The sequence below is a fragment of the Leifsonia lichenia genome, assembly GCF_054780215.1.
In genome coordinates, this window is the sequence record NZ_BAAGWT010000010.1 from 128,680 (window position 1) to 140,613 (window position 11,934).

Annotated in this window: 15 protein-coding genes; 8 read left to right on the top strand and 7 right to left on the bottom strand. The window is 67.0% G+C overall.

Annotated elements, in window-relative coordinates:
* Positions 1–51 precede the first annotated feature (51 nt).
* Complete coding sequence (tadA, locus tag ACYVGI_RS17880) at positions 52–519, bottom strand: tRNA adenosine(34) deaminase TadA (RefSeq protein ID WP_460633931.1); 468 nt, start codon at positions 517–519, stop codon at positions 52–54.
* Positions 520–560: 41 nt separating this feature from the next.
* Here tadA and upp point away from each other — a divergent pair, with 41 nt between their 5' ends.
* Both upp and ACYVGI_RS17890 read left to right on the top strand, forming a co-directional pair.
* The gene (gene upp, locus ACYVGI_RS17885) at positions 561–1,193 is read left to right on the top strand and encodes a uracil phosphoribosyltransferase (protein ID WP_055889760.1); all 633 of its coding nucleotides are present in this window, start codon (positions 561–563) and stop codon (positions 1,191–1,193) included.
* A 510-nt stretch (positions 1,194–1,703) separates the two neighbouring features.
* Complete coding sequence (locus ACYVGI_RS17890) at positions 1,704–2,444, top strand: winged helix-turn-helix domain-containing protein (protein ID WP_460633932.1); 741 nt, start codon at positions 1,704–1,706, stop codon at positions 2,442–2,444.
* 81 nt (positions 2,445–2,525) lie between these two features.
* Here ACYVGI_RS17890 and ACYVGI_RS17895 read toward each other — a convergent pair whose 3' ends face one another.
* The 5 genes from ACYVGI_RS17895 to ACYVGI_RS17915 form a co-directional block, all read right to left on the bottom strand.
* Complete coding sequence (locus ACYVGI_RS17895; protein WP_460633933.1) at positions 2,526–3,353, bottom strand: ABC transporter permease; 828 nt, start codon at positions 3,351–3,353, stop codon at positions 2,526–2,528.
* Positions 3,350–4,366 carry an ATP-binding cassette domain-containing protein gene (locus tag ACYVGI_RS17900; RefSeq protein ID WP_460633934.1) on the bottom strand — a complete coding sequence of 339 codons (1,017 nt, stop codon included), beginning with the start codon at positions 4,364–4,366 and terminating at the stop codon, positions 3,350–3,352. Before ACYVGI_RS17900 ends, ACYVGI_RS17895 begins: the two co-directional genes overlap by 4 nt.
* A 167-nt stretch (positions 4,367–4,533) precedes the next feature.
* On the bottom strand, positions 4,534–5,211 hold the full coding sequence (locus ACYVGI_RS17905; protein ID WP_460633935.1) for a PadR family transcriptional regulator: 678 nt from the start codon (positions 5,209–5,211) through the stop codon (positions 4,534–4,536).
* Between the two features lie 127 nt (positions 5,212–5,338).
* A complete protein-coding gene (locus ACYVGI_RS17910; protein WP_460633936.1) occupies positions 5,339–5,494 on the bottom strand; it encodes a hypothetical protein in 156 nt (51 codons plus the stop codon).
* Between the two features lie 36 nt (positions 5,495–5,530).
* Positions 5,531–5,848 carry a hypothetical protein gene (locus ACYVGI_RS17915; RefSeq protein ID WP_460633937.1) on the bottom strand — a complete coding sequence of 106 codons (318 nt, stop codon included), beginning with the start codon at positions 5,846–5,848 and terminating at the stop codon, positions 5,531–5,533.
* A gap of 213 nt (positions 5,849–6,061) precedes the next feature.
* Here ACYVGI_RS17915 and ACYVGI_RS17920 point away from each other — a divergent pair, with 213 nt between their 5' ends.
* The 6 genes from ACYVGI_RS17920 to ACYVGI_RS17945 all read left to right on the top strand — a co-directional run bounded on the left by ACYVGI_RS17920 (position 6,062) and on the right by ACYVGI_RS17945 (position 11,450).
* On the top strand, positions 6,062–6,445 hold the full coding sequence (locus tag ACYVGI_RS17920) for a DUF7882 family protein (protein ID WP_460633938.1): 384 nt from the start codon (positions 6,062–6,064) through the stop codon (positions 6,443–6,445).
* A gap of 48 nt (positions 6,446–6,493) precedes the next feature.
* Positions 6,494–7,024, top strand: coding sequence for a MarR family winged helix-turn-helix transcriptional regulator (locus tag ACYVGI_RS17925; RefSeq protein ID WP_460633939.1), 531 nt, complete (start codon positions 6,494–6,496; stop codon positions 7,022–7,024).
* 58 nt (positions 7,025–7,082) lie between these two features.
* Positions 7,083–7,601: a MarR family winged helix-turn-helix transcriptional regulator gene (locus ACYVGI_RS17930; RefSeq protein WP_460633940.1), complete on the top strand. Its 519-nt coding sequence runs from the start codon at positions 7,083–7,085 to the stop codon at positions 7,599–7,601.
* A 257-nt stretch (positions 7,602–7,858) separates the two neighbouring features.
* The gene (locus ACYVGI_RS17935; protein WP_460633941.1) at positions 7,859–8,341 is read left to right on the top strand and encodes a MarR family winged helix-turn-helix transcriptional regulator; all 483 of its coding nucleotides are present in this window, start codon (positions 7,859–7,861) and stop codon (positions 8,339–8,341) included.
* A 94-nt stretch (positions 8,342–8,435) separates the two neighbouring features.
* Positions 8,436–10,739 (top strand): transglycosylase domain-containing protein, encoded by a 2,304-nt coding sequence (locus tag ACYVGI_RS17940; protein WP_460633942.1) that lies wholly within the window; start codon positions 8,436–8,438, stop codon positions 10,737–10,739.
* 177 nt (positions 10,740–10,916) lie between these two features.
* Entirely contained in the window at positions 10,917–11,450 is a 534-nt protein-coding gene (locus ACYVGI_RS17945) for a TetR/AcrR family transcriptional regulator (protein WP_460633943.1), read from the top strand.
* A 33-nt stretch (positions 11,451–11,483) separates the two neighbouring features.
* Here the strand turns inward: ACYVGI_RS17945 and ACYVGI_RS17950 are convergent, their stop codons facing one another.
* Positions 11,484–11,915 carry an SRPBCC family protein gene (locus ACYVGI_RS17950; protein ID WP_460633944.1) on the bottom strand — a complete coding sequence of 144 codons (432 nt, stop codon included), beginning with the start codon at positions 11,913–11,915 and terminating at the stop codon, positions 11,484–11,486.
* Positions 11,916–11,934 lie beyond the last annotated feature (19 nt).

Consider the following 11,934-nt stretch of genomic DNA (forward strand, 5'->3'; position numbering starts at 1 on the left):
GCGTGCGCGCTGGGCGGGATGCGGGCGGCGCGGGAAACGCCGGATGCTCGCTCAGCGCTTGGCGCGGAAGAAGTCCAGCAGCAGGTCGGCGCAGTCCTCCGCCAGCACCCCGGCGAACACCTCCACCCGGTGGTTGAGCCTGCGGTCGCGCAGCACGTCGTACACCGACCCCGCCGCCCCCGCCTTCTCGTCCCACGCGCCGAACACCACAGTCGGCACCCTGGCCGCGAGCACGGCGCCCGCGCACATCACGCACGGCTCGAGGGTGACGACGAGCGTGCATCCCTCGAGGTGCCAGTCGTCCCTGGATGCGGCCGCCTCGCGCAGGGCGAGCACCTCCGCGTGCGCGGTCGGATCGTGGTGCAGCTCTCGCTCGTTGCGGCCCGTGCCGATGACGGTTCCGTGCTCGTCGACGACCAGCGCGGCGACGGGAACGTCCCCCGTGTCGAAGGCGAGCCTGGCGTCGGAGATGGCGCGACGCATCCACTGCTCGTAGTCGTCGGGGACGGCCAGGCTCACGGGGGCTCCTCGCGGGGGAATCGTCGGTTAGCCTTGAGCCTATGCGAGTGCACGTTGCCGACCACCCCCTCATCACCCACAAGCTGACGGTGTTGCGCAACAAGCACACCCCGTCTCCGGTGTTCCGCGCCCTCACGGAGGAGCTCGTCACGCTGCTCGCGTACGAGGCGACCCGCGCCGTGAAGGTGGAGCCCGTCGAGATCGAGACGCCCGTGACCACGACCGTCGGCGTCACTCTCAGCGAGCCGCGTCCGCTCGTCGTGCCCATCCTGCGTGCCGGGCTCGGGATGCTCGAGGGCATGGTCCGCCTGATGCCGACCGCCGAGGTCGGCTTTCTCGGGATGGCCCGCAACGAGGTCACCTTCGAGCCGACCACGTATGCGGAGCGCCTGCCGGACGACCTCTCCGACCGCCAGTGCTTCGTGCTCGACCCGATGCTCGCCACGGGCGGGTCGCTCGGCGCGGCCATCGAGTTCCTGTTCAAGCGCGGCGCCGTCGACGTCACCGCCATCTGCATCCTGGCAGCTCCGGAGGGCATCGCCGCGCTGGAGAAGGCGACGGAGGGCCGCGACGTGACGATCGTGCTCGGCGCCCTCGACGAGCGCCTCAACGAGAACGGCTACATCGTTCCCGGCCTCGGCGACGCCGGAGACCGCCTCTACGGCACCGTCTGATCCCACGCAATCGAGCCCAGGCTTTTTCACCGTAAGAACGCGATTTGCGGTGAAAAAAGCTGGGCTCGATTGCTTCGGCACGGGGCGGAGGGGGCGGCGGGCGCGACAGGGTCAGCGCAATATTGCGTAATGATTTGACACGAGGCGACACGGGGCGCTTTACTTCAATGCATGACTGACAACTCGCGTACCCTGACCTCCTTCGAGGCCCCTGGGGATGCCGGCATGATGATGCCCGGCCGCGACTCGGTCATGTGTTGCCGAATGTGTCGCTAATCTGACGACCCTTCGCCGAGCCAGCCAGCCGCCGACCCACTGAGTCGGGACCGCGCTGACACGCTCCCCGGATGCGCCACACGCACGCATCCGCTCACCGCCCGCTCCAGGGCCGACACACACTCGCGAATCCTCGCACCCCGCCACCTACCTGTACACGTCGAACGCATCGACGCCACCGGGGACGCCGTATCCGGCAGGGGATTCACCGCATCATCGCAAAGGACTCATCCCATGTCTCTGGCAACCATCGACTCCGCTTACGCCCCCAGCCGTCACCTCGCCGCAGCGCCCGCTCCCGCCACCGCCATCCAGGCGCAGGCCGCAGCACCCGCAGCTCCCGCCGCCCAGATCCGCGCCGTGCCGAACGGCACTGAGGCCCGAGGATTCGTCCTCTACGTCGGCATCGACGAGGCCAAGGCCGCCGCAGCGGGCACCGACCTCGGCCGCATCGTCGACGCTCTGAAGCGCCTCACCGCCGAGATCGCCCCGTCCGCCGAGACGTACGCCGCCGTCGCCCTCGCTCCGGAGGGCGCAGGCGGACGCGACGTGGATGTGGTCCGCCTCGCCCTGCAGGACCCGGCCGCCATCGCCAAGCACCGCCACCAGGCGGCGCCGGACGAGGACGAGGACCGCGCATCCGGTGGCGTCGTGGTCGACATCTCGCGCAAGCGCCTCATCCTCGACAATCAGACCGCCGCGCTCACCTACAAGGAGTTCGAGCTGCTGCAGTACCTCGTCCTGCGCGAGGGACGCACCATTGAGCGCGCCGAGCTGATCTCGTCGCTGTGGGGCTCCGCCGACGACGAGGTGCCGAACGAGCGCACCATCGACGTGCACGTCCGCCGCTTGCGCTCCAAGCTCGGCCGCTATGAGGACATCGTGCGCACGGTTCGCGGTGTCGGCTACCGCTTCGACCGGCACGCCGACGTCTCCATCCGCCACGCCTCCGCCCCGTCGCCCGACCTCTTCTAGGCCGCGAAGCCATCGAGCCGGGACTTGTGCACGGCGCCACCCGGCGTGTCGCGTGCATAAGTCCCGGCTCGATTATTTGGGTCAGGCCGAGCGCTGGTAGGCGCGGAAGGCGGAGGTCGCGAGGGCGGCCATCACGACCGTGAGCGCTGCCAGCAGGCCGACGTGACCCCAGAGCGACGACCAGTCGGGATGCGCGCTGAGCGCCTGCCGACCGACGATCACCGCCCACTCGAACGGGTTGTACGCAGCGACGTTCTGCACCCACTCCGGTGACAGCTTGGTGTTCATGATCGCCGAGCTGAGGAACATCAGCGGCAGCGTGATGAGCTGCGAGATGCCGATCAGGGCCGTCTGCTCCCGCGCCAGCAGCGCGACGGCGTTCGACAGCGAGCAGAACACCGCGGTCAGCAGCACCACCGCGAGCAGCAGCAGCACGATCCCGACGAACCCGCCCTCGAACCGCGCACCGGCCCAGAACGCGATCCCGAGCACGACGAGCGACTGCACCACGGCGAGGATCGACTGGTAGACGAGCGTCGAGACGATCATCGCCGGCCGGCTCGTGGGCGAGGTGAGGAACCGGTCCATCACGCCGCGCTGCATGTCCTGGATGTACACCGTGCCTGACCAGGCGCTGCCGAACAGCGCCATCATCATCACGATGCCCGGCGTCAGGAACTCCAGGTAGCTCTGCCCGTTGCCGAAGCCGGGGATCTGCACGACCGCCTTGAAGAGCTGTCCGAACAGCAGCAGCCAGATGATCGGCTGCACCAGGTTCATCACCAGGAAGACGGGCATCCGCCACGCCGCCCGCAGCAGCCGTGCGGTCAGCACAGCGGTGTGGGTGAAGAACGACGGCCCCGACGCCGTGCGCTCCGAGTGGATGCTGGTGGGTGCGATAGCGGTCATGATGCGTTCTCCAATGCTGCGTCCTGCGCGGTCTCCTGAGCTTTCGTGAGGGTGCGGCCGGTGTGCCGCAGGTAGACGTCGTCGAGACTCGGCCTCGCGACGGTCGCCGACGCGACGGCGACGCCGGCCGCGTCGAGCGCGGCGAGCGCGTGCGGGAGCGTCGCGGCGCCGCTGTCGGCGCGGGCGCGCAGGGTGCGGCCGTCCCCGCCGATCTCGCTGAGCGCATCCACTCGCCGGAGGGCTTCGAGGGCGGCGAACGGGTCGCCGTCGCCGGTCAGCTCGACGATGATCGCGTCGCCGCGGAGGTCGTTCTTGAGCTCCTCCGGGGTGCCGGCGGTCACCACCGTTCCCCTGTCGACGATGGCGAGGCGCTTGGCGAGCCTGTCCGCCTCCTCCAGGTAGTGCGTCGTGAGCAGCACGGTCATGTTCTCGAACGCGGTCATCCGCTCGATCTCCGCCCACAGCTCTGCGCGGGCCTCTGGGTCGAGGCCGGTGGTCGGCTCGTCGAGGAACAGCACAGCGGGCCGGTGCATGAGGCCGATCGCCACGTCCAGCTTGCGGGACATGCCGCCGGAGTACGTCTTGACCTGACGCGTCGCGTGCTCGGTCAGCGCGAACCGGTCGAGCAGCTCGGCGGCCCTGGCACGCGCATCCCGAGCGGACAGGCCCTGCAGCCTGCCCGCGAGGACCAGATTCTCCGCGCCCGTGTCCATCGGGTCTGCGACCGACATCTGCGCCACGAAACCGATCGACCTGCGCACCCTGCCCGGATGCTTGACCACGTCGATTCCGGCGACGAGCGCGCGGCCGGAGTCGGCGCGCGTCAGCGTCGAGAGGATCTTGATGGTGGTGGACTTGCCTGCGCCGTTCGGGCCGAGCAGCCCGAAGACGGTTCCGGTCTCCGCGGTGAAGCTGAGGCCGTCGACGGCGTGCACGGGCGGCTTGCCCCTGCCGCCGCTGTAGGACTTCCTGAGGTCGTCGGCGATGAGCGCCGACGGGTATTCGGTTGCCACGATGGCTTCCTTTCTGAGTGAAGCCGTTCGTGAGAGACCTGCGCGATACCATTGGAGATGGACCCTCGGTGACTGTTGACGCAGGTTCCTCACGGAACGACTGGGGTTTGGATGGCCGGAGAGTTGCCGCTCTCCGGCCATCGGTTTTCGAATGCGATGGTGCGGTACTACGTGCCCAGCAGGTCGGCCACCTCCTGCCCGAAGTCGCCTGCCGACACCCTCTGCTGGATGTCGGCCATGCTGAGTCCTTGGTGGAGGAGCGCGTGCAGCCCCACCCACATCTCCAGGCCGCTGAGCGACCGGTCCCGGATGCGCGCGGCGAGGCCGGCGATGTACGCGCGTTCCGCATCCAGTACCGCCTGCCGGTAGTGGAACTCGACCATGAACAGCTCGGGGAGGTCGTCGCCGATCTCGTCGAGCTGACGGTGGCGGGATGCGATCTCGTCGTCGAGCCGTTCGACCCGCTTGTCGAGCAGCTCGAGGGCGGTCTGCGGCGGGAGCATCGGCAGCAGTGAGAGTCCTGTCTCGATCGCCGGGTACTCCTTCACCGGCGTGTCGATGAGCTCGCGCAGCCACTCGTCCGCCTCGCGGCGGCCGGACTCGGTGATCTCGTAGACGATGCGCTCCGGGCGGTTGCCCTCCCGCTCGGTCTGCGTCGCAACGATGAAGCCGTGCTTCTCCAGCGACTTGATGACCGCGTAGAGGGAGCCGAAATTGAGGCGGATGCTGTCTTCTTTACCGCGCTCGCGCATCGAGGTGGTCATCTCGTACGGGTACATCGGCCTCTCCCACAGGCAGGACAGCACCGCCAGGGCCAGCGGGTTCGAGATCGCTCGTTTGGTCATACTCACCTCCGAATACTTTGTTTAGAGTATTCGCTTTGGAGTGATCTGTCCAGAGCGTCTCGCGCAAACAAGAAAAGCGGACCTCCCCGACGAGGATGTCGGGGAGGTCCGCTGGTGCGCGCTGGGCTCAGGCCTTGCTGTTGCGCCTGATGAAACCGATGATCGCCGTGATCACGAAGAAGACGAGGCCGAGGATCGCGAGCCAGAGGAGACCCTTGATGGCGAAGCCGAGGAAGGCCAGAACGGCCCAGACGACGAGCAGAACGATGATAAGGGCGAGCATGTTGTACGGATTCCTTCTCTGTTGGGGGTTCGGGGATCAGCGCGCGGAGGACGCGCGGAACGTCCATCCGGCACGCGGGGCAGGTTCGGGGGCCGACCAGGTCCGGTAGACGGCGAGCTGCGCCTCAGCGAGGGTGTCGAAGACGCCGAGGTCGCGGCCGGTGCTGCTCGTGGCGACGAAGCCGTCCCGGCTGTGGTCGACCATCCCGAGGTAATCGGAGGGGGTCTCGGCGACCCACAGCCCGGCGGTGGGGATGCGCCAGCTCACGCACTCTGTGCCGGTGGCCGCGAGGGCGGGCTCGTCGGCGGATACCGAGCGTGTCGCCAGGGAGGGGCCTTCTGTCGCAATCGTCATCATCTGCCCTTTCGAGCGTTCTCGTAGTGGATAACTAGATCCTCTAGCTAGTTTGCTGACGAGACAAATTCGGGCAGGGGGGTTGATTCGCGGCCGCAGATACGCTATTAGCTCCGCTCATGGATATTTCAGCATGTGGGTAGCTAGACGATCTAGTAATACGCTAGCCTCGATCACGTCGCCGATCGGGCGCACGAAAGGACGGGGAGAGTCATGGGTGTGCTGGTGTACGACGGACAGGGCTTCGAGTTCGACGACCGCGCACTCGCGCACATCCAGGCGGTCATCACGGTCAAGCTCCGCCGCAGGGAGCCCTTCCTGCTGAGCTGGTCCACCGCCCAGTCGGCTCCGGCGCGACACTCGGTCTGGATCGACAACGCCATCCCCCTCCGCTACGAGTTCAACCGGGATGCCGGCGACCGCCTCGACGACGCCTGGCTCGGCCAGTTGATGGACATGGCGAGCCGTTCGGCCGGCGTCGTCGTGCCCCAGGACCTCGCGGAAGTCACCTCGCTGCCGCAGCACAGGCGCCGCCCGACGACGTCCAGAGCTGCCGCATCCCCTGCCGCGCGGACGACTACCGCGGTCGCCGTCTGATGTCCATCGCTAGATTGTCTAGCTTGTAGTTGGTCTATCATCTAGGGCATGACGACGAACAAACCGGGTTCGACGCCTCACTACTGGTACGGACAGGAGGCGGAACGGCAGCGCGCCGTGACCGTCCTCGAAGCGATGCGGGCATACGGCGCGGCCGACGCCGCCATGCAGCGGCGCTCGGAGCACGCGATGCGGATGAGCGAGAACGACATCACGGCGCTGCGCTACCTCCTCCGCGCCAACGAGCGCGGGGTGAGCGTCGGCCCCAAGGAACTCGCCGACTACCTGGGCGTCCAGAGCTCATCGATCACGATCCTCCTCGACCGGCTCGAGAAAGCGGGCCACGTCCGGCGTGAGCCGAGCCCGTTCGACAGGCGCGCGCTGATCATCGTCCCCACCGTGCCGACCGATGAACTGCACAAGGCCATCCTCGGCGACATCAGGGAAGAGCTGATCGACGTAGCCGGAACGCTCTCGGAGAAGGACGCTGACACGATCGTCGAGTTCATCGACCGCCTGCGCGACGCGATCGACCACATCGACACCGCCGCTCCGTCGAACGCCAGGGCGAAGCGCTGACACCGTGGCGACTTCGTCACGCGGACGCCGCCGACACGCCGGGTAAACTGGCGATCGTATGCCCGAACAACCCTGGTACGAAACGGCGCCGGCCAGTTCCGTTCGCCTCCTCCGCTCACTGCGCACCTATCGCGCCGCCGAGCAGGCGATGCGTCGCCGCACCCGCGAGTCCATGAAGATGGGCGAGGCCGACCTCCGCGCGCTGCGCTTCCTGCTCAGGACCGAGGCGGAGGGGAGGCTGGCGACCCCCAACGATCTGGCCGTGCTGCTCGGCATGAAATCCTCGTCGATCACGATCATGCTCGACCGGCTCACCGCATCCGGCCACATCCGTCGCTCCGCGCATCCAACCGACAGGCGGAGCATCGTCATCACGGCGACGCCGGGAGCGGATGAAGAAGTGCGAGAGACGCTCGGCGACATGCACCGCAGACTGCTGGCCGTAGCCGCTTCCCTCGACGAGGACGACGCCGGGGTCGTGACGGCGTTCCTCGGCAGAGTCACCGCATCCCTCGACCGGATGAACGAGCCGGGTGGCTCCACTGCGGGGCACATAGAAAACTCGCAGCAAAAATAACGAACAGATAACTAGATCCCGTTACCTCTTCGTTATATAGTTCAAGAGCGTTAGTTGTTTGCTGTGGCAGCCAACGCGGAATGTGATTGCAGGACACTCTTGGTGCAAGGGAGAGGGCCGGCCGCTAGCCTCTGCGGCCGGCCCTCAATCTCTTAACGAGAGGGCACGCATCCCGTGCTGGCACGGATGGAACTGTCACCGGTTGGTGGAAGGATGCGAATGCATCGAGCATTCGTCATCGAGGAGGCAGCAGCATCATGCGTACGGACGAGCGAGTAGGCACCGACGAACGCGACCGCGCCAGACGGGCCTCCGCCCGCGTCAACGCCGTGAGCGCGTGGGAGTCGCTGTTCCGCGCCCAGGTCGCCGTGATGCGCACGCTCGCCGCGGAGTTCCCGACCAGAGACATCTCCTTCAACGAGTACGACGTGCTGTTCAACCTGTCCAGGCAGCCCGACCGTTCGCTCCGGCTGCGCGACCTGAACAAGCACGTGCTCCTCACCCAGCCGAGCGTCAGTCGCCTGGTCGACCGCCTCGTCTCGCGCGGGCTGGTCGCGAAATGCCCAGAGCCGTCGGATGCGCGCGGCACGGTCATCCGCATGACGGACTCCGGCTTCGAGATGTTCAGACGGGTGGCGGTCGAGCACATGCGCACGATCACCGAGCGCGTCGGAGGGCGCCTCGACGCCGACGAGCTCGACCGTCTGGCCGAGCTCTGCGACAAGCTCCGCGCGGAGTGACGACAGCCGATCGACGCTCTCCACATTCCGAGACTGTCCACAACCTGACGAGTGTCCCGGGGAAACCGCCAATGACGCCGCGTATCATGACGCCATGAAATCTTCGGGTCGCAGCAGATGGGGATGGGCGCCCGCGCTCCTGGGGTTCGTGGCGCTCAGCGCTGTGGCCGGCGTGCTCGGCGCCGCCGCCGTCACACCGGCCGTGGCTCTCACCGGGTCGGCCGCCGACTCCACCATCGGCGTCTTCGACGGACTCCCCGAGTACATCAAGGTGGAGCCTCTCGCGCAGGCGTCGACCATGTACGCCAAGTCCGGCGGCAAGGACGTCCCGATCGCGACCTTCTACTCGCAGAACCGCGTCGAGGTCGGCTGGGACGACATTTCGCAGAACCTCAAAGACGCCGCCATCGCCACAGAAGACCCACGGTTCTACGAGCACGGCGGCGTCGACGTCACCGGCACGATCCGTGGCGCGATGCTCACCGCGCTGCACAAAGACGTCCAGGGCGGTTCGTCGATCACCCAGCAGTACGTCAAGAACATCCTGGTGCAGCGCTGCGAGAACAAGCAGCCGGACGTGACGGCCACGGCGGCCGTGCAGAAGAAGCAGCTCACCGCATACGAGTCCTGCTACAACGACGCCACAGAAGTCGACCCCGTGCGCAAGCTCAAGGAGATGCGGTACGCGATCGGCCTCGAGAAGGAATACACCAAGAACCAGATTCTGCAGAGCTACCTGAACATCGCACTGTTCGGCGGACGGACCTACGGGGTCCAGTCCGCGTCCGAGTACTACTTCGGCGTCTCTGCGAAAGCTCTCAACCTGCAGCAGGCCGCGACGCTCATCGCGATCCTCAACAACCCGGACAACCTGCGCATCGACCAGCCGAACAACAAGGAGAACGGCGCGGCCGACGGATACAAGGCCACCCTGGAGCGCCGCAACTACGTTCTCGACCGGATGCTCGCCAACGGCAAGATCACGAAGGCGGAGCACGACGCGGCCAAGGCTTCGAAGGTCGAGCCGAAGATCTCTCCCGTGCAGAACGGTTGCATGACCGCCCAGCAGTTCAACGCGGCGTTCTTCTGCGACTACGTCGAGCGCCAGATCGAGAACAACGCCATCTTCGGCAAGACGAGCGACGACCGCACCAGCTTCCTCAACCGCGGCGGGCTCAAGATCTACACCACCCTCAACCTCGACCTGCAGGGCGCTGCGCAGGCGTCGATCGCCGCGTACATCCCCCCGGCCAGCCCCTACCTCGACCTCGGATCGTCCAACGTCTCAGTCGAGGTGGGCACGGGACGCGTCGTCACGATGGTGCAGAACAGGCCGTACGACAACACCGCCGACCCTGCGCCGTCGACCACGGCCGTCAACTACAACACCGACTATGTCGACGGAGGCTCAGAGGGGTTCCAGACGGGATCGGCGTACAAGGCGTTCGACCTGCTCGAATGGCTCCAGGAGGGGCACTCCCTCTACGAGTCCGTCAACGGAACGCAGCACCTGTTCCCGCAGTCCGCGTTCCACTCCAGCGATCCGTGCAACGACATCGGCGGAGCGCCGTGGCCGGTCTCCAACGACGAGGGGGAGTCGGTCAGCAGCACGACGGTGATGAACGCGACAGCTCAGTCGATCAACACGATCTTCGCGCAGATGGCGACCAAGCTCGACCTCTGCGGCATCAAGCAGCGCGCGCAGGATCTCCTCGTGCACGGGGCGGACGAAGAAGCCAACCGATTCATGGCCAACCCGTCGTCGGTCCTCGGCACCAACTACATCGCTCCCCTCACGATGGCGACCGCGTACGCGGGCATCGCCAACAACGGCGTTGCGTGCAGCCCCATCGCGATCGACAAGATCCTGAACGCCGACGGCACCGAACACGCCGTGCCGAAGACGCAGTGCTCGACCACCCCGATCGACCCGAGCGTCGCGGCCGCGGCGATTTTCGCCCTGCAGGGCGTTCTGCGCGGCGGAACGGCCACCTCGGCCAACCCGAATGACGGCATCCCGATCTTCGGCAAGACCGGCACGACGGACGACTCGCTCGAGAACTGGCTCGTCACCTCGACCACGAAGGTCGCACAGGCCACCTGGGTCGGCAACGTGGAGGGGGCGGTCGCGCTCCGCAGCCAATCCTTCAACGGCATCGGAGGCGGAAACGTCAAATTCGCGATCGCGAAGCCGATCCTGCTCGCGCTCAACGCCGCGTACGGCGGCACCGCGTTCCCGTCGCCAGACGCGAAGTTCACCAAGGCGCCTGTCGCACCCAAGCCCCCGACGCCCACCGCTCCGGCCAACCCCGCCCCGCCGGCGACCGGAGGCAACGGCGGCGGCGCCGGGAACGGCGGGCAGGGGAACGGCGGAGCCAATCCCCCTGGGCGCGGCTGACGCATCCCGCGCTCGGATCGTCCCGGAATGATGCCGAGGACGCGCCCCGGAACTGATATTGGAATTCCGGTTTTTATACCCTGATTTGCCTTCCGCGACCACCGGCGCCTCACCTATGGTTATCGCGTGGGACGTACACCAGACCCCAGTCGAAAGCCAGAGCTTTTGGGCCGCATCATGGAATATGTTGCGACCGAGCCGCTCTCCCGCATGACCTTCCGCAGCCTGGCGAGCGCGCTCGGCGTCAGCACGTACTCGTTCATCTACCATTTCGGTTCCCGCCAGCAGATGGTCGACGCCATCCTGGAGGAGGCGGTCCGCCAGCAGTCGGAGCCCACCGTGGGCGTCGACATCGTCGCCTTCGACCGCGAGCAGTTCGCCGACTGGTATCGGGCGGCCTTCCGCCGCTCGCTCAGCGAAAGCAACCGCACCAGCCTCCGCCTGCAGTTCGAGGCTGGAGTCCTCGAGCCGATAGACCCTGACCTCGGCACGCGCATCACCAGTTCGTTCCGCGACTGGCTCGGCGTCGTGCAGCGCTGGCTCACCGCCAACGGCGTGGAGAAGAAGCGCGCAGCGGTGCTCGCCCGCTGGCTCGCCGACACGGCGACCGGACTCCGCTTCGGCTACTTGATGACCGGCGACCGGGAGAAGACGGAGTCTGCGTTCGATGTGTTCCTTGGCGCGTACCTGCGCGAGGCCGTCGGCGCGTAGCGCTGCGAACAGCGGCCTCGTCCGGCAGTCGCGTCAGCCCTCGCGCTCCGCTACCGCCTTCACACCGGCGAGCATCGTCGTCCAGTTCTCCCTGGCGTGCGTCGCCGCCTCCACCGTCGGGTTGTTGTCCTGATCGAGAGTGACGTGCGTGCCGTTCGGCGTCTCATCCAGCTCGAACCGGAGGGTGTGGTAATTCTCCGGCACGTCCTCCGCTCCGCTGAGCGGGCTGAAGTGCGTGAGCACGATCCGGCTCGGCTCCTGCAACTCGATCACGCGCCCGTGATCCTCGAAGCTCTTCCCCTGCCATTCGCCGCGCCAGACGATGCGGCTGCCGATGCGCCAGTCCGACTCGATGTCGGCGCCGAACATGATCTCGGGATGCGCACCGTTGGACGTGAGCACCCGCCACACCGCAGACCGCGGCGCACGCACATCCACTTCGGCTCGCGCGACATAGCTGCCCATGACCGTCTCCTCGGCTCTG

Excerpts from the sequence above, each read along its gene's own strand:
- ACYVGI_RS17925 (WP_460633939.1), top strand. The coding sequence starts at position 6,494 with ATGACGACGAACAAACCGGGTTCGACGCCTCACTACTGGTACGGACAG.
- ACYVGI_RS17905 (WP_460633935.1), bottom strand. The coding sequence starts at position 5,211 with ATGACCAAACGAGCGATCTCGAACCCGCTGGCCCTGGCGGTGCTGTCC.
- ACYVGI_RS17935 (WP_460633941.1), top strand. The coding sequence starts at position 7,859 with ATGCGTACGGACGAGCGAGTAGGCACCGACGAACGCGACCGCGCCAGA.
- ACYVGI_RS17890 (WP_460633932.1), top strand. The coding sequence starts at position 1,704 with ATGTCTCTGGCAACCATCGACTCCGCTTACGCCCCCAGCCGTCACCTC.
- ACYVGI_RS17945 (WP_460633943.1), top strand. The coding sequence starts at position 10,917 with ATGGAATATGTTGCGACCGAGCCGCTCTCCCGCATGACCTTCCGCAGC.
- ACYVGI_RS17895 (WP_460633933.1), bottom strand. The coding sequence starts at position 3,353 with ATGACCGCTATCGCACCCACCAGCATCCACTCGGAGCGCACGGCGTCG.
- upp (WP_055889760.1), top strand. The coding sequence starts at position 561 with ATGCGAGTGCACGTTGCCGACCACCCCCTCATCACCCACAAGCTGACG.
- ACYVGI_RS17910 (WP_460633936.1), bottom strand. The coding sequence starts at position 5,494 with ATGCTCGCCCTTATCATCGTTCTGCTCGTCGTCTGGGCCGTTCTGGCC.
- ACYVGI_RS17950 (WP_460633944.1), bottom strand. The coding sequence starts at position 11,915 with ATGGGCAGCTATGTCGCGCGAGCCGAAGTGGATGTGCGTGCGCCGCGG.
- ACYVGI_RS17920 (WP_460633938.1), top strand. The coding sequence starts at position 6,062 with ATGGGTGTGCTGGTGTACGACGGACAGGGCTTCGAGTTCGACGACCGC.
- ACYVGI_RS17915 (WP_460633937.1), bottom strand. The coding sequence starts at position 5,848 with ATGACGATTGCGACAGAAGGCCCCTCCCTGGCGACACGCTCGGTATCC.
- ACYVGI_RS17940 (WP_460633942.1), top strand. The coding sequence starts at position 8,436 with ATGAAATCTTCGGGTCGCAGCAGATGGGGATGGGCGCCCGCGCTCCTG.
- ACYVGI_RS17930 (WP_460633940.1), top strand. The coding sequence starts at position 7,083 with ATGCCCGAACAACCCTGGTACGAAACGGCGCCGGCCAGTTCCGTTCGC.